The organism is Trueperaceae bacterium (genome assembly GCA_036381595.1).
GTDB lineage: Bacteria > Deinococcota > Deinococci > Deinococcales > Trueperaceae > DASVCN01.
The window spans coordinates 32,284-54,026 of sequence record DASVCN010000006.1 but is presented as its reverse complement, the minus strand read 5'-3'; the positions used below and the strand labels follow the sequence as shown (position 1 = coordinate 54,026).

General features: G+C 66.3%; 17 protein-coding genes. 9 read left to right on the top strand and 8 right to left on the bottom strand.

What is annotated here, in order from left to right; translation table 11 throughout:
• Positions 1-186: DNA recombination/repair protein RecA (locus tag VF168_01645; protein HEX7002874.1), on the bottom strand; the 186-nt coding region annotated here is incomplete at its 3' end.
• A 967-nt stretch (positions 187-1,153) separates the two neighbouring features.
• Here VF168_01645 and VF168_01640 point away from each other — a divergent pair.
• The 3 genes from VF168_01640 to VF168_01630 all read left to right on the top strand — a co-directional run bounded on the left by VF168_01640 (position 1,154) and on the right by VF168_01630 (position 4,809).
• On the top strand, positions 1,154-2,623 hold the full coding sequence (locus tag VF168_01640) for a sigma 54-interacting transcriptional regulator (protein HEX7002873.1): 1,470 nt from the start codon (positions 1,154-1,156) through the stop codon (positions 2,621-2,623).
• 29 nt (positions 2,624-2,652) lie between these two features.
• Positions 2,653-3,912: a VWA domain-containing protein gene (locus VF168_01635; GenBank protein HEX7002872.1), complete on the top strand. Its 1,260-nt coding sequence runs from the start codon at positions 2,653-2,655 to the stop codon at positions 3,910-3,912.
• Between the two features lie 162 nt (positions 3,913-4,074).
• Positions 4,075-4,809 carry an SIMPL domain-containing protein gene (locus VF168_01630; GenBank protein ID HEX7002871.1) on the top strand — a complete coding sequence of 245 codons (735 nt, stop codon included), beginning with the start codon at positions 4,075-4,077 and terminating at the stop codon, positions 4,807-4,809.
• Positions 4,810-4,866: 57 nt separating this feature from the next.
• Here VF168_01630 and VF168_01625 read toward each other — a convergent pair whose 3' ends face one another.
• The 5 genes from VF168_01625 to VF168_01605 all read right to left on the bottom strand — a co-directional run bounded on the left by VF168_01625 (position 4,867) and on the right by VF168_01605 (position 10,996).
• Positions 4,867-5,658, bottom strand: coding sequence for a tetratricopeptide repeat protein (locus VF168_01625; GenBank protein ID HEX7002870.1), 792 nt, complete (start codon positions 5,656-5,658; stop codon positions 4,867-4,869).
• Positions 5,659-5,663: 5 nt separating this feature from the next.
• Positions 5,664-6,704, bottom strand: coding sequence for a polysaccharide pyruvyl transferase CsaB (csaB, locus tag VF168_01620; protein HEX7002869.1), 1,041 nt, complete (start codon positions 6,702-6,704; stop codon positions 5,664-5,666).
• The gene (locus VF168_01615) at positions 6,662-8,488 is read right to left on the bottom strand and encodes a DUF5693 family protein (GenBank protein ID HEX7002868.1); all 1,827 of its coding nucleotides are present in this window, start codon (positions 8,486-8,488) and stop codon (positions 6,662-6,664) included. Before VF168_01615 ends, csaB begins: the two co-directional genes overlap by 43 nt.
• Positions 8,485-9,150 (bottom strand): uridine kinase, encoded by a 666-nt coding sequence (gene udk, locus VF168_01610; GenBank protein HEX7002867.1) that lies wholly within the window; start codon positions 9,148-9,150, stop codon positions 8,485-8,487. The genes VF168_01615 and udk overlap by 4 nt, the downstream gene beginning before the upstream one ends.
• 187 nt (positions 9,151-9,337) lie before the next feature.
• Positions 9,338-10,996: a CTP synthase gene (locus VF168_01605; protein HEX7002866.1), complete on the bottom strand. Its 1,659-nt coding sequence runs from the start codon at positions 10,994-10,996 to the stop codon at positions 9,338-9,340.
• A gap of 257 nt (positions 10,997-11,253) precedes the next feature.
• Between VF168_01605 and VF168_01600 the strand changes: the two genes are divergently transcribed.
• The 6 genes from VF168_01600 (at position 11,254) to VF168_01575 (ending at position 19,471) form a co-directional block, all read left to right on the top strand.
• Positions 11,254-14,118, top strand: coding sequence for an HD domain-containing phosphohydrolase (locus VF168_01600; protein ID HEX7002865.1), 2,865 nt, complete (start codon positions 11,254-11,256; stop codon positions 14,116-14,118).
• Positions 14,119-14,298: 180 nt separating this feature from the next.
• A complete protein-coding gene (gene gmk / locus VF168_01595; GenBank protein HEX7002864.1) occupies positions 14,299-14,913 on the top strand; it encodes a guanylate kinase in 615 nt (204 codons plus the stop codon).
• 105 nt (positions 14,914-15,018) lie between these two features.
• Complete coding sequence (rpoZ, locus tag VF168_01590) at positions 15,019-15,315, top strand: DNA-directed RNA polymerase subunit omega (GenBank protein HEX7002863.1); 297 nt, start codon at positions 15,019-15,021, stop codon at positions 15,313-15,315.
• Positions 15,316-15,351: 36 nt separating this feature from the next.
• Positions 15,352-16,554: a bifunctional phosphopantothenoylcysteine decarboxylase/phosphopantothenate--cysteine ligase CoaBC gene (coaBC, locus tag VF168_01585; GenBank protein ID HEX7002862.1), complete on the top strand. Its 1,203-nt coding sequence runs from the start codon at positions 15,352-15,354 to the stop codon at positions 16,552-16,554.
• Positions 16,555-16,615: 61 nt separating this feature from the next.
• The gene (gene argR, locus VF168_01580; protein HEX7002861.1) at positions 16,616-17,074 is read left to right on the top strand and encodes an arginine repressor; all 459 of its coding nucleotides are present in this window, start codon (positions 16,616-16,618) and stop codon (positions 17,072-17,074) included.
• A gap of 123 nt (positions 17,075-17,197) precedes the next feature.
• Positions 17,198-19,471, top strand: a complete 2,274-nt coding sequence (locus tag VF168_01575; protein HEX7002860.1) for a hypothetical protein — start codon at positions 17,198-17,200, stop codon at positions 19,469-19,471.
• A 28-nt stretch (positions 19,472-19,499) separates the two neighbouring features.
• On the opposite strand, the gene VF168_01570 is transcribed toward VF168_01575, so the two are convergent.
• Together VF168_01570 and VF168_01565 are read right to left on the bottom strand one after the other, a co-directional pair.
• A complete protein-coding gene (locus VF168_01570; protein HEX7002859.1) occupies positions 19,500-20,777 on the bottom strand; it encodes a TraB/GumN family protein in 1,278 nt (425 codons plus the stop codon).
• Positions 20,778-20,833: 56 nt separating this feature from the next.
• A complete protein-coding gene (locus VF168_01565; GenBank protein HEX7002858.1) occupies positions 20,834-21,718 on the bottom strand; it encodes a hypothetical protein in 885 nt (294 codons plus the stop codon).
• Positions 21,719-21,743 lie beyond the last annotated feature (25 nt).

Sequence of the window (21,743 nt, the reverse complement as noted above, 5' to 3'; positions counted from 1 at the left end):
GATGATCCGACCCCGCGGCACACCCCCGACACCGAGAGCCAAGTCCACCCCCAGGCTCCCGGTCGAAATCACCCCCAGGTCCAGATTCACACCCTCACTACCCAACCGCATGATCGCGCCCTTACCGAACTGACGCTCGATCTGCAGGATGGTGCCGTCCAAGGCCCGTTTCCGTTGTTCGTTCATCTCAAGTTCGCCTCCGTCGTCGCGCTGCGCGCGGACGCTCGACTATCCACGACCACTGCCGAACGACGGAGGTGCGACCAGAGAGGGTGGAGCACGACGGCTTGCCATCGCCTCCACTCCGCCAGACAGGCGGCAAGACCAGGTGCTGCGCGGCCGATAGGCCGCTGGCACCGCAATCACAGCCTCAGCGGTCGCCTGCCCCTGGCGCCCGGCACACGGCGCTCCCGCGCTCATGCGGCAACACCGAAGAAGGCAGAGAAGGTGTCCCGAATGGCCTCGGCCCGGCACCGGTAGTTCGGGTCGGTTCGACCCGGAACCGCGGGGCCGTGGCAAACCGAGCACTGCCATCGTCTGCGGCGCTCATGGTACCACGGCGCCAACTGCGCCGACCGCCCGGCAGGAACGGAAGATACGGCCTTTCCCGGCGCTTCGGTTCTGGTTCGGACGGGCGCCCGATGTCGCTGACCCACGACCGGAATGAGAGATGGCAGACATTTCACGTTCGGTGTGGGGAGCATGAGTATACTTTGACTGGTTCGCTCGGACCTGGTTCGGGCGGCCATGTGAGGGAATCTTCCCTCCACCATCTCCTCTCTTTGGCCCTGCGCCCCCCACGCAGGGTCATACTTTTTGGGCTGCCTTGCCGGTGCGAGAGGGCCTCTCTTTGGCGCCCGTTCCTGTTGGTGCCCCCCACGCAGGGTCATACTTTTTGGATTGCCTTGCCGGTGCGAGAGGGCCTCTCTTTGGCGCCCGTTCCTGTTGGTGCCCCCCACGCAGGGTCATACTTTTTGGGCTGCCTCGGGATCACGCTCATCTTCTGTCCGCGCCTCGAACGGCCCCTGCCCAGACCCTCTGGGCAATCAAAGGTTCTCACACATAGGTCTCAGCCAGGCCGGTGCTAGAGTGCGCCCATGAAAGAACTGGCGATCGGGGAGTCTGTCGAGCACGACGACGGTAGCGAGCGGATATGGCGGTGAGCTCGGCCTCGAAGGGGAGCGGAAAGCCGCGGACGTTGGGGGAACTGCGCGGCACGATCTGGGAGGAGAGGGCCGGTCGCAGTGTCAAGGACGAACTGCGTGAGAATCTGGTCGCGCGGCTCCAGGCCCACGAACCTATCTTCACGGGGATAGTCGGCTACGACGAGACGGTCGTGCCGCAGGTGGTCAACGCCGTCCTAAGCCGGCACAATTTCATCCTTCTCGGCCTCAGGGGCCAGGCCAAGACACGCATCCTGCGCCAGCTCACCGAACTGCTGGACGAGGAGACGCCGGTGGTGGCGGGGAGCGAGTTGAACGACGATCCCTTCGCGCCGGTCAGCGCCGAGGCACGGCGCAAGGTAGCCGAAGAAGGCGACGACACGGCTATCGAGTGGGTCTCCAGGGAGGCGCGTTACATCGAGAAGCTGGCGACCCCCGACGTAACCGTAGCCGACATCATCGGCGACATCGACCCGATCAAGGCCGCCCGCCTCGGAACCAGGCTGGGGGACGAACTCTCGGTCCACTACGGGCTGCTGCCGCGGGCCAACCGTGGTGTTTTCGCCATGAATGAACTCCCCGACCTCTCCGGCAAGGTGCAGGTCGCCCTCTTCAACATCATGCAGGAGGGTGATGTCCAGATCAAAGGCTATCCGGTGCGGTTGCCGCTCGACGTGATGCTGGTGTTCTCGGCCAACCCCGAGGATTACACGGCTCGCGGCAAGATCATCACGCCCCTGAAGGACCGGATCGGTTCCGAGATCCGTACCCATTACCCCGCCAGCATCGAGGAGGGTATGGCGATCACGCGTCAGGAGGCCTGGACGCACCGTGAGCGGGAGGTCCGGATACCCGATTTCATCGCCGAGATAATCGAGGAGGTCGCCTTCCAGGCGCGGGACGATTCGCGGGTGGACAAGCACTCCGGCGTCTCGCAACGGCTGCCCATCAGCCTCATGGAGAACGTCGTTTCGAACGCAGAGAGGCGGGCGCTGGCGCTCGGCGAACCCTGCCCGGTCGTCCGAACGGTCGATCTCTACGCCGGGTTGTCGGCTGTGACCGGCAAACTGGAGCTCGAGTACGAGGGCGAGCTCAAGGGCGGAGAGGCGGTCGCCCGCGACATCGTTCGCCGCGCGATAGGTCAGGTCTTCAGTCGCCGCGCCGGCGACATCGACACGACCAGCGTGGTCGAGTTCTTCGAGGCGGACAACGCTCTGAAAGTGCCCGACGCCATCCCGACCGGGAAGTTGCCGGAGGTCTTCAGCACGGTACCCGGGCTGCTCGACGTCTCGCGCGAGGTGGCCGAAGGCAACGGACCCGAGGAGCTGGCCGCGGCCGCAGAGTTCGTTCTCGAAGGCCTCTACGCCCGGCGCCAGGTGGCCAGGAGTGAAGAGCGTGGTTACATCGCGCCCGAGCCCGACGTGTCGCAGGTGCAGGCGCCCCGGAGGCGCTGGAACTGACCCTGCGCCCCTAGGGTCGGAGGAAGCCCATGCCCACCACCCGGTACTCCAAGTACGAAGCCACCCTCGACGATCTGGCGATGTCGGACCTGATGAAGATGATCCAGGACCGGTTGCTAGACTCTGGCTTCAATCGCAACCCCTGGGATCCCGACCCTGAGTACCGGCAGACGATGCAGGACCTCTATGACGCCATCGCCGAGGCCCTGGTCAACAACGAGCTCGTCTCCGAGGAAATGGTGGAGAACGCGATGAATGCCGAGGAGTGGATGGATACCGAACTCGGCGAGGTGGTGAAGGAGCTGGCCCAGCGGCTCGAGAGGGAGGGCTATCTCAGGCCAGAGAGCGGCGAAGGCGACGGCGAGCGGGAACCCGGATCACCGGGCAACCAGGGCGGTGTCGGCCCCGACTCGGATCCCGGGGATGCGCGCTTCGAGCTGACCAACAAGGCGATAGACTTCCTCGGCTACCGCACGCTCAAGGACGTGCTGGGCGGAGCGGGTCGCAGCAGCGTGGGCTCCCACGAGACCAACTTCCAGACGACCGGAATCACCGCGGAGGCCGAAAGCCGGCCGTACGAGTTCGGAGACACTCTCAACCTCGACCTTTCCAAGACGCTCTCCAATGCAGCGAGCCACGGCATAGAGGGTGGTCGGCTGTCGATCGATTACGGTGACCTCGAGGTCATGCAGTCTGACTACGACTCCTCTGCAGCGACCATAGTTCTGCTCGATTGCTCGCACTCGATGATCCTCTACGGGGAGGATCGTTTCACTCCGGCCAAGCAGGTAGCCCTGGCGCTTGCCCATCTGATCAGGACCCAGTACCGGGGGGACACCATCCGCTTCGTCCTCTTCCACAACTCGGCCGAGGAGGTCCCGCTCGGGCGTCTGGCCCAGGCCCAGGTCGGTCCCTACCATACGAACACGGCCGAAGGCTTGCGGCTCGCGCAGAAGCTGCTCCGGCAACAGAACAAGGACATGAAGCAGATCGTCATGGTGACCGACGGGAAGCCGTCGGCGATCACTCTTCCAAACGGGCGCGTCTACAAGAACGCCTACGGCCTCGATCCGATGGTCCTTGGTGAAACGCTCCGCGAGGTAGGTAACTGCCGCCGGCAGGGGATCCAGATAAACACCTTCATGCTCGCTCGCGACCCGGAACTGATCGCCTTCGTGCAACGGGTGAGCGCCATGACCCGAGGGAAGGCGTACTTCACGACGCCACGCACGATCGGCCAGTATGTGCTGCAGGACTTCCAGAGGCGGCGCACCAAGACGGTGAACTGACCAGCGGGGCCCTAACCGGGACGACGCCCGGTCGGATTAAGAGCGGCTTCAGCGAGGTCACATCCTAGTCATCCGGCCCGAGGCGAAGATGCCCGCAAGCGGCAGCCGCCGGTGCGTCGACCCGAACCGGCATCCCGGGTGGCAGACCGCATGGGAGGAATCATGCACAACCCCAGCCTGTCCAACTCACGTCCTCGCACGGGGATCCTGGTGATCCTCCTCGCCCTCCTCGCGACGGCAAGCGCCTCTCTCGCCCAACAGCAGCCGGCCCAGGCCGACCAACGGGTCGTGCGGGTGGTCGGCCACGGGGTCGTCTACGGTCAACCCGACGTCGCAACGGTCGAGCTCGGGGTGACCGCCGTCGATCCAGACGCCGGCGCGGCGGTCGAAGAGATCGACCGGCGGATGAGGGAGGTGTTGGCCTCACTCGCCCGGCTGGACGTCCCCCAGCAGGACATACGCACCACTGCCTACAACATCTGGCGGGAGGAACAGTTGCCGCGTGAGGGCGAAACGACCGGTCAACCGGTGTTCCGCGCACAGCACATGATCGCTGTAGAACTCGAGGGCGCCCGACGTGCCGGCGAGATTCTCGCCGCCGCGGTAGAAGCCGGCGCCAACGCCGTTGGAGGTATCACCTTCGGCTTCTCCGATCCGGAAGAGTTGAAGGCCCAGGCCCGCGCTCAGGCGGTCGAGGACGCCAGGATGCGCGCAACCCAGCTCGCCGCGGCGGCCGGCGTGGCGCTGGGCGAACCGCTGGTAATCGAAGAGATCCCCGTGACTGGCGGCCCGATCCCCTACCTGGAGCGCTCGATGGCGGTTGCCTCCGCTGCACCGATCTCGCCCGGGCAGCTCAGCGTGGAGGTCCAGGTAGCCGTTACCTACGCCATCCAGTAGATGAGAGTTGCCGGTTCGAGGGCTGTCGCTCAGATGCCTGTCGCCCTCGAACCGGCGTCACGGCAAACGGCGGTTGAGGCTGTCCAGGGCCTCGATCGCCGGCGCATAGTTGGGGTCGCCGGTAAGGGCCGCGCGATAGTGATCGATGGCCAACTGGAGGAAGCGGTTCGAGCCCTGCTCCTCCCCCATGGCTTCGTAGATCTCGCCCAGCCTGAAGTACGCCTCCACGTAGGCGGGTGACGGCCGGGCCTCGCCGGTGTCGTTCTCCTCGAACACCTCGATAGCCCGGCGGTAGGCGTCAATAGCTTCCTCGTTGCGGCCGAGGAAAGTGAGGAGGCGTCCCCGATTGAGATGCGGCCATGAGTTCTTCATCCCCTCCTCGGTCTGTGCCGCCGCCGCATACGCCTCCAGCGCCTCCTCCAGGTCGTACGCCTGCCAGGCGACCCGTCCCCAGTCCATCGCGTGCTCGTATTGCCCGCTGATCCCGAACGCTTCACGCAGGACCTCTATCGCCCTTCGCAGGTCACCTTCGGCAGCCAGGAGCAGCCCGTCCAGGTGGAGGTAGTCAGGGTCGACCTCGTCCTCGGCGAGCAGCATCGCCTGATCGAGCGCCTCGCGGGCCGCTCCTATCTCCTCCGTCAGATAGAGCGAGCGGCTGTAGAGGTAGAACGCTTCAGGATCGTTAGGGTGACTCTCGACGAGGCTGGGGCCAACGATGCGCGCGGCGGAGTTGTAGTAACCCCGCTCCAACAGGTCGCGCATCTGCTCGATGGGATTCTGAGCGAGGGCCCAGCCGGTGAGGAGCGACAGCAGCATCAGCAGGAGCGGAAGCGGTGGGGGCAGGCGCACTCCACTCATCTTACGGCAGCCGGGTTCCCTCGCAACGACCGCGCGAGCCAGTCGAGTCCGTTCCCGGCGCTCGATCGCAGCTCCTTCAGCCGTTCGCTCGCTACCGGCATTGCTCGCCGAGCGGCCTCGATCAGCGCCTGCTCGTCCACCGGCGGTTCGAAGCCCGAGCCCCCCGATTCGGCCAGGAACCCAGCCACCTTCGGATCGTAGACGAGCCCGACCGCGGGCGTGCGGCTCACTGCCGCGAGGATGAGCCCGTGCAATCGCGCCGATACGACCAAGCCGGCGCCGGCGAAGAGTCGAAGCGCTTCGCGGTGGTCCCCGACCCGCCGGAACGGCAGCCCGGGAACCGACTCGGCGAGAGCCCGGCACTCCCGTTCGTCCTCGTCGGGATGGAAGGCGACCGCCTCGATCTGCCTTCCGGCGGCCGCGAGATGCCTCGCCAGAGCCACGAGCGCCCCGGTCAGCTCCGGGTGCCCCGACCGTGGAAGCAGCAGGATCCGATCACGTGTCGGGGGAGGTGGAGGAGCCTCGAGGAGGAGGGCGGTGTCGGCCACCAGCTCGGCTGCGACCCCCAGGGAGGCCAGCAGCTCCCGTGAACTCCTGTCGCGTACGGCAACCGGCAAGCCGTCCAGGGCCTTGCCGACCTTCCGGCGCCCTTCGGGACTCAGGGGCCCCACCGACTGACCGTAGACGATCACCCGTTTGCCCAGAGCCCTCGCCGTGCGCAACAGCCACAGGTAGTAGTCGAGGCTGCGAGCGCTCGTCCTGTCCTGCAACAACCCGCCTCCACCCGATATGAACGCCCCGCTCTCGAGCAGTGCGGCGGCCACTCCCCCGAACCGGTGACGCGCTCGCACCCCGTGGAGCTTTGTCGTGGCCGAGGGATCCCTGCTCAGGACCACCGGTTCGAACCCTCTCGCCTGCAGCCCGTTCAGGAGGCCGGCTAGGAGGGCCTCGTCACCCACGTTGCCGAAGCCGTAGAAGCCACTGACCGTAACCTTCACTGGGTCGCGCGGTGGCGAGGGACGGGCGGGGTCAGCCACGAACGCACCAGCCGAACCGCCAACCTGGCGAACGGGAGCAGTACGAGACCGATGAGCAGACCCAGGCCAAGGGCGATGAGGGTTCGTTGGAGCGAGATCAGTACCGGGGTGTGATAGTGGCTGAACGAATTGAGGATGCTCGCTTGAGCGACCACGCCGCCAGTCAGGAGCGCCCCCTTGATCCAGGCTGGCCACTCGCGGTTGGTGAGGCCGAGGACCGCCAGCGGGTGGCCGAGAAGCTCCTTGAACCGGGGCCTGACGAACAACTCTGCCAGCCAGGAACGGAAGGCGAGTTCGGCCTCCGACGCGCCGATCAGCGGGAAGTTGCCCCGCCGCAGGAACACCAGCGCAAGTGCGACGAACCCTACCAGCACGACCGCCACGTCCCCGAGTCTGACCTGATGGCCCCACAGCTCGCGGATCCACTCCGCTGGCCGCTGGAAGCGCAGCGCGTAGTGAGCCGCGAAGAGCAACGGCGGCACGACCAACGTGGCAGCGACGCCTCGGAAGGGGGAGATGGCGCTCATCGAGGCCTGGTCGCTACCTACCGCCACCAGCAACAGCGCGCCGGCGAGACTGATCAGCGTGGCCACCCCCAGCGAGACGAGGCGCTCGCGAAGGTAGGCGTATCCGAGGACCGGGAAGACCAGAGCTGCGATCAGAGCGACCGCATCCCAGTCGATCCCTCCCGCTACCAAACCGAGCGCCAGGACGGCCAGCGACACGAAGGCTCCCCAGGGAGCCGGGTAGGCGAGCCCCAGCAGCAACAGGCCAGCCAGAACGCCGAGGCTGCTTAAGCCCCTGAGGAAGGCGTTCGTCCGGTAATCGACCTGAAGGGTGCGTAGGGGACCCACTTCGAAACCCTCGTTCTCGAGTGCGGTTCGAAGTCCGCTCACCAGAGCCTCGGTGTTATCGAGCATGTTGCCCAGCTGAGGTTCCGTATAGGGCCTGAGGTAGAGCAGAGTGATGCCTCGTTCGTTCGCGGCCAACAGATACTTGTCCACGAGTTCGCCAGGCCGGAGCCTCAGGTTGATGTACTCCTGATTGAAGGAGAGCAGCCTCACGCTCGGCACGCGGCCGGCGATACGGGCCATGCCGCTCTGCTGGGTTCCCTCGATCACACCCGTCAGGTACTCCTGCGACTCCTCGATAGTCTCGTTCAGGAGATCGGGGAGGCCGGCGACCTCGAGTCCGTTGTGGATCAGGTAGTGAGCCTGCTCGGGGAAGTCGATGTCGCTGAGCAGCGGGTGGTTCCGGGGCCGGTAGGCGATATCGAAACCGGCCTCCGCGTAGCTGTCGAGTCGCTCCTCGTCGGCTCCGGCAGGCAGTATGTCGAAGACGTCGCCGGGGAACGCGTACCAGGTGCGGCCCCGCCACTCGAACCGCTGTGGCTCGAGACTGGTCTTCGCCAGTGCCGCGTCCAGCGCTCCGGCCTCCAGCTCGCTCATCACGGTCGCCCCAGGCGGCAGTCGGGGAGGCTCGCCGCCGGAGGCCACCACCGCCGCCTGGAGTTCGTAGCCAGGCATGGCGATGATCTCGCCGGCCTCGGCGAGACTCTCGGGCGTTTCCTCGTAGACCGAGATGCCTTCCAGCCCCAGCTCCTGGTAGTGGAGGGCGAGTTCCATGGGTTCCCAGCCCAGTGCGCGTGCCTGTTCGATCAGGGCGGCCTCGTCCATGATCATCGTCACGCGCCGTGCCGATCCCTCGGCCTGGATGCGACGACCGGTGAGGATCAGGGCCGGGATGAGGGAGAGGAGGATGAGCAGCCAGAGGAGGAATCTCATCGTCTGCTCCCGTCGGCCAGCAGGCCGGGCTCGGCCAGGCAGGCCCTGACGAAGGCGCCCAGCACGGCGAGGGCTATCCTGTTCCGACCCCCCTCCGGGATGATCAGATCGGCATGCTTCTTGGTGGGCTCGACGAAGAGATCGTGCATCGGCTTGACCGTCCTCCGGTACTGGCCTATCACGCTCTCCGCGCTTCGGCCCCGTTCCTTGACGTCGCGTTCCAGCCGACGGATGAACCTCTCGTCGGGGGGAGCGTCGACGAAGACCTTGAGGGTCATGCGCTCCCGCAACGTCGGTTCGTGGAGCACGAGAATACCTTCGAGGACGATCACCGGCGCCGGTCGCAGGGTGATCGTCTCCTCGGAGCGATCGTCTCGAGTGAAGTCGTAGACCGGCCTGGCTATCTCCTTCCAGCCGACCAACCGATCGAGGTGCTCCACGAGCAGTTCGGTATCGAAGGCGCTCGGCTCGTCGTAGTTGATCTTCTCGCGCACCATCCTGGGAACGTCTCCCTGAGCGCGGTAGTAGGCGTCTTGCGGGAGCACCACGACCTGCCCTTCGCCCGCCGCGTCGGTCACCGCTTCGGCTACGGTGGTCTTCCCGGATCCCGTGCCGCCGGCAACCCCTATGACGAGGGGGCGCCGCTCAAGATCCCCCTTCACCCTGTCGCAACCCTTCGTTCCGCTCGCAACAGTCGCGGCCGGCGGGCACTGGCCACCGAGTAGGGGCCGAGCTGCTCGCCAGAACTCAGGAGCCCGCAGACCGAACCCGACATGCGCACCGAGTTACGGGAACGAGACGAACTGCCGGGTAGGTTCGGCTGAGCGGCTCGGCGCCCTTCGCGATTCGTCAAACCGCCGCCTTCCGCTCGATCTCTTTCGCCCTCCTGGCTACCGCCGCCTCGATGAAGCCGCGGAACGGCGGGCTGGGCCGAAGGAGCCGCGAGTTGAACTCAGGGTGCGACTGCAGACCGCAGTAGAAGGGATGCGCAGCCAGCTCGATCGCTTCGACCAGCCCTTCACCTCGGCCGGCCATACCCGGTGTGACGCCGGAAACTACCATCCCTGCCTCCTGGAGTCGCGAGACGTAGGCCGGGTTCACCTCGTAGCGGTGGCGATGTCGCTCGTCCACGGTGTCGGCCTTCTCGCCCGCCTCCCGGTAGAGGTCTTCCAGGAGTGTGCCCGGCGCGAGACGCATGGGCCACGAGCCCAGCCGCATGGTGCCGCCGACATCCTCGACCTCCAGCTGTTCCGGCATCAGGTCGATCACGGGATGAGGAGTGTACGGGTCGAACTCGGTGGAATTGGCTCCTTCGAGTCCTGCCCGGTTCCGGGCGAATTCGATGACCGCGACCTGCATCCCCAGACAGATGCCCAGGTAGGGAACCTGGTTCTCGCGGGCGTAGCGTGCCGCCCGCACCTTCCCTTCGATGCCGCGCACCCCGAAACCACCCGGCACCAGGATGCCGTCGAAACGGCCGAGCTCCTCCATGCCCGCTTCGTCGAGGTCCTCGGCGTTCACCCACTGGATCTCCACCTGCGCGCCGTTCGCTATGCCGGCGTGGCGCAGCGCCTCGAGAAGGCTCAGGTAGGCGTCGGGCATCGCCACGTACTTCCCGACGATCCCGATGATCACACTGTTGCTCGGCTCTCGCAGCACCCGAACCGCCTCGCTCCAGGCGCGGAGCTCAGGGATCACCTTCTCGAGTTGCAGGTGACGCTCGAGGAAGCGTCCCAGGCCCTGCTGCTCCAGGATCTCGGGCACCGCGTAGACGTAGTCGGCGTCGTACGAGTTGAACACGTCTCGTGCTTCGACGTTGGTGAAGAGAGCGATCTTGCGGCGGTTCTCCTCGGGAACGGGACTCTGCGACCGCAGGATGATCCCGTCCGGCTGGATCCCGACGCCGCGCAGAGTGGCGACCGAGTGCTGGGTGGGTTTGGTCTTGTACTCCTCGGACGTCCCTAGGAAGGGCAGGAGGGTGACGTGCAGGTAGACGGTGTTCTCCCGTCCAAGTTCGAAGCGCAGCTGACGGATCGCCTCGAGGAAGGGGAGCGACTCGATGTCGCCTACGGTCCCGCCGACTTCGACCAGCACCAGTTCGGCGTTGGCGTTCTCGCCTGCCTGGACGATCCGCGACTTGATCTCGTCCGTCACATGGGGGATCACCTGGACGGTCTGCGACAGATACGCTCCCCGACGCTCCTTCTCGATCACCGTCTGGTAGACCTGCCCCGTGGTGATGTTGTTCTCGCGACCGAGGTCGATGTCGAGGAAGCGCTCGTAGGTGCCGATGTCGAGATCCGTCTCGGCGCCGTCGTTGGTCACGAACACCTCACCATGTTCGTAAGGCCGCATGGTGCCGGCGTCCACGTTGATGTACGGATCGATCTTGACTGCGGTGACGCGGTAGCCTCTGGCCCGAAGCAGAGCTCCGATGCTCGACGTGGCGATCCCTTTGCCCAGAGACGACACCACGCCGCCCGTGACGAAGATGTACTTGCTATCCATCAGCTCACCTTCTCCGGGACTCAATGCTACCACTCACCGCACCAGGGTGCGGCTCGTCCGCTGCGCCGTTTCAACGGGTTTTCAACGGGCCGCTCCTATAATCGATGCGAGTACGTCTGCATGCGCCCCTCCGACGGCTCTGTGCCGTTGCAGAGCGGCCTGAGCTCTTGCATCGCGCACCGGGAGGTCGAGCTTCCAGCCAAACCAACCTTTTGGCAAGGCATCCGCCAGGAGCGTGTGCCTGGAGTTCCCTTCTGATGCACCAGACATACGAGAGTCGCGAATTGCGCGTCCTGATAGTCGAAGACAGTGAGCACGACACGGAGATCCTGCTCAGGAGCCTTCGCCGCAGCGGGTTCACGCCCACGGCGACGGTGGTGGGCACCGAAGGCGAGTTCCGCAACGCCATCGATGAAGCACCCGAGATAATCCTCGCCGACTTCACCCTGCCGGGCTTCGGCGCTCTGAGGGCGCTAGAGATCCTCGAGGAACGGAAGCTGGACATCCCCCTCATCGTCGTTACGGGGACGGCGCGGGAGGAGGAGGTGGTCGCCTCGATGCGCCTGGGGGCGGCCGACTACCTGCTCAAGGACCGGCTGGCTCGACTTTCGGATGCGGTCACTCAGGCGGTGAACGCGCGGCAGATGCGCGTTGAGCAACGCCGCAAGGAAGCCGAACTGGCCGAAGCGCGTGAGCAGGCCCAGCGTGACTACGACATGCTCCTGGGCCGGCTGGGCGTTCTCGCCGAGCAGGTCGGCCTGGCCAGCGACCAAGCCAGTATCTACCGTGCCCTGTTCGTCTTCTGCTGCCAGCAGACGCCCGCCGATGGCATCTTCGTCTGCAGTTACGACGATCTAGGTGAGCAACGACGGTGTGTCTTCTCGATGAACCTCGTTCAAGGGAGGTTCGAGCAGCGCGATGTCACGGAGCTTCCGCTCCTGCCGCTCAACGACAGCCCGCAGAGTCGCGCTATCCGGAGTGGTCAGGTCGTGCTGACGAACGAACTCCCGGAGGCGCTCTCGGGAATCGCCACCTTCGACGTGGGCGGCGACGAGGTCGACAACCGTCCATCGCTCTCCTCGGCGGCGGTGCCGCTGAAGGTGCTCGGGAGGACCATCGGCGTATTCGAGGTCCAGAGTACCGAGCCTCACGCCTTCGGTGAGCAACACGTGGTGGCGCTCTCGATGGCAGCCAACTACGCGGCCGTGGCGCTGGAGAACGTCGGTTTGCTGGAGCGCGAGCGGGAACTCAGGCGGGAGGCCGAGGAGTCGGAGCGACGCTACCGGGAACTCGTCGAGCAGGCCTCCGACGCGATCGTCGTGTACGACCGCGAGGGCAACTTGCTGCAGGCGAACTCGACGGCCTATCGGATGATGGGGTCGACTGGCGAAGGGGCGCTCGCGAAGGTCACCGATTTCATCTCGGGTGAGGAGTTGGAGGAGCGGCCCTTGAGGTTCCTGCAGCTCGAGCCCGGCGCAACCGTTCTCACCGAGCGCCGCTTCCGCCGGGCGGACGGCACCGAGCTGCCGGTGGAGATCAACACCCGTCGCATCTCACAGGACACCTTCCAGTCGATCGTACGGGACGTTTCGGAGAGGAAGGCCGTGGAGGAGGCGCTGCTGAACGAGAAGAGCTTCTCGGACACCCTCATCAACAGTCTGCCGGGCCTCTTCTACCTCATCGACGAGGACATGCGGCTCATCCGCTGGAATCAGAACCTGAACTCGCTCACCGGTTTGAGCGACACCGAGATCATGCGGATGTCCCCCTTCGACTTCTTCCCTGAGTCGCAGCACCGGACTCTTCAGGAGGACTTCGGGAAGGTGCTGGCCGAGGGGCATTCGATCATGGAGACGAGCCTGCTGGGCGAAGATGGCGGCGAGGTCCCGTACGTCTTCTCCTCCACGAGCGTGAAGCTCGACGGCCGGAATTTCGTGGTGGGCACCGGCATCGATGTGAGCAGTCAGAAGCAGGCCGAGGATCGGGAGCGCGAGCTCAACCTCGAACTGGAGAAGAGGCTCAACCGACTCTCCAGCCTCCACGAGATAGATATGGCGATAACCGGCAGCGTCGACCTGCGGCTCACCCTGGAAGTGGTGATGGACAAGGTCATGCGCGACCTGGGCGTCGCCGCGACAGCGGTGTGGATATTCGAGAAGTCTACGCAGACGTTCAGCTGCGCAGCCTCGCGTGGACTGCCCGAGCGCGAGATCCGTCGCCGTAACCCTCGACTGGGCGAGGGGACTCTCGGCCGCTGCGGACTCGACAGGCAGATGGTGAGGCTCCAGGGAGAGCGGATAGGGGAAGCCGTGCCGCTCGCTACCGGCAGCTCCCGCTACGGCGACTACATAGCCCTGCCGCTCATCTCCAAGGGGCGCCTCCAGGGGGTACTCGAGGCCTACGCTCCTGCTGGCGGGGCGCTGGACGAAGACCGGCTCGAGTTCCTGCAGGCCCTCGCCCTGCAGACGGCGATCGCCATTGACAACGTGATGATGTTCCAGGGACTCGAACGTTCGACGATCGACCTTAGGCTGGCGTACGACGCGACGATCGAAGGGTGGGCGCGGGCGCTCGACTTACGCGATCACGAGACGGAGGGGCACAGCCGGCGGGTCACGGAGCTGACGATCCGCCTGGCGCGGCACATCGGCGTTCGCGAAGAGGAGATGGCGCATATCAGGAGGGGAGCGCTGCTCCACGACATCGGGAAGCTCGGCGTGCCGGACGCCATCCTCACCAAGCCCGCGCAGCTGACGGAGGAGGAGCGCAGGATCATGCAGAGGCACGCCCGGCTGGGCTACGAACTGCTGGCCCCCATCGCCTTCCTGCGACCCGCGGCCGACATCCCCTACTGCCACCACGAAGCATGGGACGGCAGCGGCTACCCCAGAGGTCTCCGCGGCGAAGAGATCCCCCTGGCGGCCCGTATCTTCGCGGTGGCCGACGTTTACGACGCCCTTACCTCCGATCGCCCCTACCGCCGAGCGTGGGACCCGGCGAAGGTGCGCGATTACGTGCGCGAGCGCTCGGGCAGTCAGTTCGATCCGAGGGTGGTCGAGGCGTTCATGGAGCTGGCCGTCATCGCCGGGAAGCCTGGTCCGGCGGCCAGCGAGAGGGGTTGAGCGGGGGCCCGCAGCCGGAAGCGAACGAGCAATCGCGGACCGCCCCGAGCAGCGCCGACTAGAGCCCCTGACGCCGCCGGGCGTGCCGGCGGGGACGTGTTACATTCCAGCAATGGCTCGCCCCCGACACCCCGCCCCACCGTCGTCAGGCCTGATCTGCCGGGCCGCAGGAGCCGGCTGGTGACGCGACGGGGAACCCTCTTCGTCATGACCGGCGCCTCCGGCGTCGGCAAGGACACCATCCGCAAGGCCACCCTGCCTAACCTCGAGAACCTCTTCTACTCCGTGTCGGCAACCACCCGGGCTCAACGGCCGGGCGAGGTTCACGGACAGCACTACTACTTCTTCGACAGAGAAGAGTTCGAGCGCATGATCGCTCGCGATGAACTGCTCGAGTACGCCGAGTACGTCGGCGATTACTACGGCACGCCGGCGGGACCGGTGCGGGAGAACCTCGAACGGGGCCGCGATGTCCTGCTCGAACTCGAACTCGTGGGCGCACGACAGGTCAAGCAGAGGATGGGAGAGGCGGTCATGGTCTTCATCGCGCCCCCGTCGCTCATCGAGCTCGAGCGCCGGCTCCGTGGACGGGGCACCGACAGCGAGGAGAAGATCCAGAAGCGGCTCACTCGGGCGCGCGAAGAGATAAAGGCAGTGCGCGAGTTCGATTACGTGGTGGTCAACGATCGCCTCGAAGAGGCCGCGGAGACCTTCGCGGCCATCATCAGGGCAGAACGGGCGCGGGCGCAGCACCTGGGCAGCGACGACGTAGAGCGCTTCCTGAGGGAGGAGTAGGGCCGGGAAGCGCCATAGCGCGGCTGGTCACGTGCGGCTCCGAACGCCTATAATGGCCTGTTGCCGGGCAGCGGCTCTCACGATCACGAACCGAGGAGGTTCCGTATGGCTCAGGAAGGTTACGACGAACTGATGGCGCTCACCGACTCCAGGTACCGCCTCACCATGATCACCGCACGCCGGGCGGCGCAGCTCAAGAGCGGGATCCCGACCCTGCTCAGCCCGGAAGAGAAGCCCGATACGACGAACACCGTCACTATCGCGATGAAGGAGCTCGAGACGGGCAAGCCGATCCGTTGGGGCGACGAACTCCCCAGTATCGAAGAGCTTTCGCGGGTCATCGAGCCGGAACGTCGTCCTGAGCGGCAGGAGTTCGCTCTGGGCGGCGAGCAGAGGGAGTAGGACACGAGCGACAGCGGGCAGGCGGCCGGCCCCCGGGTGGTCGTCGCCGTCAGCGGCGGGGCCGCCGCGATCAAGACGCCGTTCGTGCTCAGGCGCCTCCGTGAGGCCGGATTCGAGGTCCGGGCCGCCGCCACCGACGACGCCTACCGGTTCGTCACCGCGCTCTCGCTCTCCCTAGCCGCGGGCGGGGAGGTATTCGATCGCGGCGCCTGGTTCTCGCCTCGTGGGCGAGCGCTGCACCTGGAGTGGGCCGCCTGGGCGGATCTGCTGCTGGTGGCGCCGGCCAGCGCCGACGCGCTCGCTTCGGCGGCTGGCGGCCGGGGGGATGATGTCATCTCGGCCCTGGTGTTGGCGGGCGCGAGGAGGGTCGCCTGGGCGCCTGCGATGAACGGCGGGATGTGGCGCAATCGGGCCGTACAGCGCAACGTCGAGCGTCTCGTCGCCGACGGTCATCTGATCCTGGGGCCTTCCGAGGGGGCCATGGCAACGGAGGGCGAGGAACCCGGACCGGGTCGGATGCTGGAGCCCGAGGAGCTGACCGCGCGGGTGCGCGCGATCGTGGAGCGCAGTGATCTGCGCGGCAGATCGCTTCTCGTTTCCGCGGGCCCCACGCGCGAATTCCTCGATCCCGTCCGGTTCATCAGCAACCCCTCCAGTGGGCGGATGGGCTACGCGATCGCCGAAGCCGCCGCGCAGCGCGGAGCGGAAGTCACCCTCGTGACCGGTCCGACGGAGGTGCGCCCGCCGGCGGGCGCAGAACTGGTTCGGGTGGTCACCGCCGAGGAGATGCTCGCTGCCCTGGCGGACCGTTTCGATGCCTGCGACGCTCTGGTCATGACCGCTGCGGTCGCCGATTGGAAAGCGGCCGTTCCGGCCGGCCAGAAGCAGCCGAAGGTAGGCGAGAGGCGATCTCTCGAGCTGATCCGCACTCCCGACATCCTCGAGACGCTCGGCGGCAGGAAACGAAACCAGGTGATGGTGGGTTTCGCCATGGAGACCGACGAGGGCGTGACCAGGGCCGCCGAAAAAGCACGGCGGAAGCATCTCGACTTCATCTGTCTCAACTACCCCACGAGGGAGGGAAGCGGGTTCGGGGGCGACGAGAACGAAGTAACCCTCGTCACGACCGACGGGGCCTCGGAGCCGTTGCCCAGGATGTCGAAGCGTCGTCTTGCCGACATCATCCTCGACAGGGTCGCCCGCCTGCTCGGTTCATGGGTAGAGGCCGACCGTTATTAGGCAATACACGATGTATTGCGGTATCCCTCTCGACGAGGGGACCGGTGTATCGTGAATAAATATGCCGAGCAAAGAGTACCGTCAACGGCTCATCGAGGAGCTCGTCGAGAACGAGTTCATCTCGACGCAGGCGGAGATCGCCGAGCACCTCGGCCGCCGCGGGATCAAAGTGACGCAGGCGACGATAAGCCGGGACGTCAACGAGCTCAGGCTCGTCCGCCTGCCGGCCGGCAACGGCCAACATCGCTACCGCTCTACTCCATTGGCCGCACAAGAAGATGTGCTCGGCGAACTCCGGCAGCGCTTCCGCCTCTTCGTCCGTGACCTGGACAGGGGTGAGAACACCATCGTCGTCACCACCGACGAAGGACACGCGAGCGGCATCGCCTACGTCATAGACAAGCTCGACCGTGAGGAGATCGTAGGCTCGCTAGCGGGGCAGAACACTATCCTCGTCATCGCCCGGTCCACCGCCGGGGCGAAGAAGATCCTCGAGGAGTTCGAGGGTCTGTTCGAGTAACCGCCGGCATCCCGTTACCAACCCGGAACAGCGAGACAACGAACTCGACGAGTTGGCCAGGAGTACCGGCGGTCCTCGGTACAGGTGCTAGCCTGAACGGAACTGACCTCGCAGGAGGAGCCCATGCCCGCAAGAATCCTCGCAATCGTAGCCGCAGCGGTCCTGCTGGCGGCGGCGTATGCGGAAACGATAGTCATCTACCCGTTCAGCAGCAGGGACTCGTTCATCGGCTCGGTAGTGGCCGACCGTGTGGCGCAGGCGCTGGCCGAAGGCTACGAAGACAGCGAAGTCTTCGGCCCTGCGGTAGCGCCGTCGCTCGTCCCGCCCCTACCCGTGGGCGACGGGTTCCTCAACCCCACCGAATACCTCCAGGGAGCAGGGGTCGCCAACCGGACCGGAAGCGCTCTGCTCAGGGACAGCCTCGGCGCCCAGGGAGTCTTGACCGGCGACCTCATGGTGGCGGAGGAGCGACTCCGGGCCGAACTGTTCCTGGCTACCGGCGATGGAGTGGAGTCGTTCATCGTGACGGCGCCGCTCGACGAACCTGGCCGGCTCGCGGCGCGGATCGCCGACGAGACGTCCGAACGCCTGGGGAGACCGATCGAAGTCGAACCGATGAGGGTAGACCTCTCCGGTCCCGACGGCGAACTCGCGCAGGCACTGGCTCTTATCGCCGCCGGCCTCACGTCCGACGCCCAGCGCGTCCTGGAGAACATGGAAAGGCCCGGAGAACGGGCGCAGTCGCTGCTCGAGGCGATGCGGGCCATCGAGCGGCAGGGGACCGACGCGGATCCGGCGCTCCTCGCCACCCTCGCCGTCAACCGTCAGCCGCTGGATGAACGTCTCGCGCTGCGCTACTTCCGGCTCCTCGACGAGGCGAGCCAGCTTCCCGCGGCGGCCCTCTGGGTCGCCGTGCTGGAGACCTCGGTCAACGACCTGCCCTCGGCCGGCGAGCACTTCGCCGAGTTGCCGGAGGAGTACGTGTACGGCCAGGCTGCCCGAGCCGCTTTCCTCGCTGCTGGCGGCGATGCTGCGAACGAGCCGCTCGAGAGGGCACTCGCATCGGAAGACGTCGCGGCTCTACTGGGCGTGGCCGCCGCCGCCCAGCTCCAGGGCGACACCGCCACCGAGAAGGAGGCGTTGAGCAGGCTCACCCGCGTTGCGCCTTTCTTCACCTACCCGTTCGAGCGCCTCTCCTTCATCGCCTTCGACGAAGAGGACGCCCTCGCGGCGGCCGAAGCGCTCGCCGTGGCCGTCGAGCTTGAGCCGGAGAGCAGCCTCTACTGGACCAATCTGGGCTGGGCCTACTACCTCCTCGGCATGCTCGAGCGGAGCGAGGACGCTTCGCTCGAGGCCGTAGCTCTGGACCCTTCGCAGTACATCGCCCAGTACAACCTCGGCTTGGTGCGGGCAGTGACCGACAGGCTGGGGGAGGCGGTCGAGGCCTACCAGCAGGCACTGCGTGCCGACCCCGAAGTAGACGACGCCGCCGTGGAGGATGTCGAGAACGCCCTCGCGCAGTACCCCGAGGAGCCGGAACTACACTACGTACTGGGCCTCCTCTACGAGGCCGAGGGACGCCGCTCCGAGGCCGCCGAGCAGTTCCGGCTCTTCGCCCAGCGGGCGCAGTCCGAAGAGTTCCTGGCGACGGCCCGTGAGCGGATCGAAGTGCTCAGCGCGCCGCCACCCCCGATCCAGCTCACCGACGGGCTGGTGACGGTTCGCCTGGGCTCCACCGACATCGTTCGCGGTCCGTTCCACCCTGGCGACCCGCTCTATCCCCGGTTCGAGGTCTACACCCCGGGCAACGAACTGCCACGCACCCTCGAGGTCGATATCGATCTCGTCGACAACGAGGGCCAGGAGGCGTTCGGAGTCGAGCGTACGCTGGAGATGCCGGCGGGCGCCATCGGCTACGTGGTGGACGAGATGGAGGTCTGGCTCCCGGAGGACCTGGAGCCCGGCACCTACACCATGCAGGTCGAGGTGAACGCAAGTGAGGGCCGCACGGCCAGCGGCAGCGTGATGTTCCAGGTGAGCGGCGAACCCCAGCTGATCCGTCAGTTGCTCGGCCGCAACCTGCTCATGCAGGGCCTCCAGAGTGGCACCCGGCTCTACGGGCCCGAGGATCTGACGCGGCCCGACCGGCTCACCCGTGTCCTGCTGGAGGAGCTGGAGGCCAGCGCCGACGCGGCCGAGCAGGCGCTCCCGGAAGTCGACCAGGGCCGGTTCAGCGGCATGACCGGCGGGGAGCTGTTCCTTAGCAGCACCGCCGAGGACGTGTCCGACTTCATCGAGTACCTGCTGGCCAGCGGAGCCCGCGACACCACCTTCATCTTCGCCGAGGCCTACGCCCAGTGGGCGCTCGAAGGGGCGCCGGTAGCCGCGGCCGAGTAGCAGATGGCCCAGACCTGTCGACAGCGGCTCAGCCGAACAGCCACCTGAAGATCCGACCGAAATTGCGGGCGCCGGCGATGTAGAAACCGGCGCTCGCTCCCACGGTCACGAAGAGGAAGACGACGAACGTGCGGGCAACCCGGTTGCGCCACCAGCCACGAAGGGTGGTCACATCGCTTCTCAACGTCTCGAAGTCAGCCACCGTCGGCTTGCGCAACCACAGCTCGATCGCCGCGGCCACCATCCCGGCGCCCAGGAGTGGGTGGAGCGTGGTGAACGGCGCAGCCACCAGTGAGCCTACGACTGTAAGCGGGTGGGCAAGCGCCGCTATCGCGCCGACCGCGGCGAGCGCTCCGGTGATGAGGGCCCACTCGCTCAGCAGGTCGAGGCCCAGGTCGGGCGAGCGCATGAAACCGAGCACGAAACCGAAGACCACCAGCGCGATGAGCAACCACGAGATCACCTTGGGCCACGGCGAGGGAGGCGGCACAGCCTCCAGCTCGGATCGCTCGGCCTCCAGATCGTCAGGCCGTGGCCCAGCCGCCTCGAGGTGAGTCGTGACCCCCTTGAGGTGGCCCGCCCCTAGAACCACCAGCACATTTCGGGTTGCGGGAGAAAGCGCTTCCTCGTCCGGCGTCCGCACCCCGTCGGCCTCCTCGCGCAGCCGCAGCGCCATGTAACGGTCGCGCTCGGCGATCAGCGGTTCGTAGAGTTCGCGGGAGGTCTCGGCGAACTCGGTGAACGTCGCCTCGAGGATGTCCCCTTCCTTGAGCTTCTCGATCTCGCCGGCGTCGATCTCATCGCTCGAGAGGATGCTGGTGAAGAGTCCCGCCATGAGAAGCGGTCTGCGCCACCACGGGATGTTGCGGTATATGCGCCTGAGCGTCACTCCGATGTCGCGGTCTACCAGCAGCAGACGAAGGCCCTGCTTCTGAGCAGCCTCGATGGCGACGCGCATCTCCTGACCAGGCTGGATCCCCAACTGGTCGGCCAGGCGTTGCTGGAACGCGCCGAGAGCCAAGCTCGCCATCACCGCCCCGGCCTTGCCCTGTTTGAAGATCTGGAAGAGGTCGAGTTTCTTCCAGCGGTCCGGGTCGACCATCGCAGCGTGTCTGTCGTCGTCCAGTTCTATCGCTACCGCATCGAACTCGCCGCTCTCGATCAACCGCTGCACCTCATCGGCCGACGATTTCGACACGTGGGCCGTGCCGAGGAGCGTGTAGCGCACGCCTCCCGCCTCGACGACCGCGGTGGGTTGACCGGCGTCTGGCCGCGGTTCGGTATCGGAAACAAGGGGTTCCTGCATGCAGCGAGTCTACCGCGGCGAACCTCCACGGCCGGAAGCCGGGGCGGCGGGCGCTTTCAGGGCAGGTCGCCGAAGAAGCGGGCGATCGCTTCGTCCGCCGCCTCCGGCCAGTCATGCGGGTAGTAGCGACCGCCACGAGTGGTGGCGAAGTCGTGCTCGCACCAGATAACGGGGTTCGCCGAATCGGGGCCGTAGCGAACGCAACCGAGCGCGGCCAACTCGGGCCTGCTCTCGGGAACCGGGTCGGGCGGGAGGTCGTTGGCGGTCACGAACGCCGCCACCACGCGCAACCCGAGGGAGATGGGAACGAGCGCGTCCTCTCGGTGGTGCATGACGAGTGCGGCCGTACCGCCGTCGCAGTCGGTAGCGGCGATGCCTCCGGCAACGCTGGCTACGGCCCTGATCACCTCTCCCCGGAAGCAGGCGAGGCTGTTGGCGAACGACGCCCCCAGCGAGTGGCCGACGACGAATATCCGGTCCAGATCGAGGCAGTAGTGGGCGGCGAAGTGGGAGACGAGCCGGTCGAAGAGCTCGTAGTCTCGCAGGGCATCGGCCGGATCGCCGGGATCGGACCAGCGGAAGCCCGACTGGAACCTCAGCGCGCTCGGGTAGACGATCAGGGCGTCCGGCAGGCCCTCGTCCAGATCGTAGTACCCCTGCACCTGGCTGTTGGGGTTGGTCCGCCCGTGGAAGGCCACTACCAGGTCGTGCGGCTCACCCGGGCGGTAGCTCGCCGGGATCCGGGTGATGAACGGGCGTTCGCGGCCGTCGAGGAGGAGCGAGGAGGGAGGCTGTGGCGTCGATGCCGAACTGCAGCCGCTGGATAGGACGGCCGCTTCGGACGAGGGCCAGGTGTTGCCGAACGGCCCATCCTGAGCCGACGCGAAGGCCAAGACGAGGATCAGCAGCGGTAGAGCGATTCTCCGTGAAGTTCGCGGCACCGATTTCAGCTTATCGGCGCCCGGC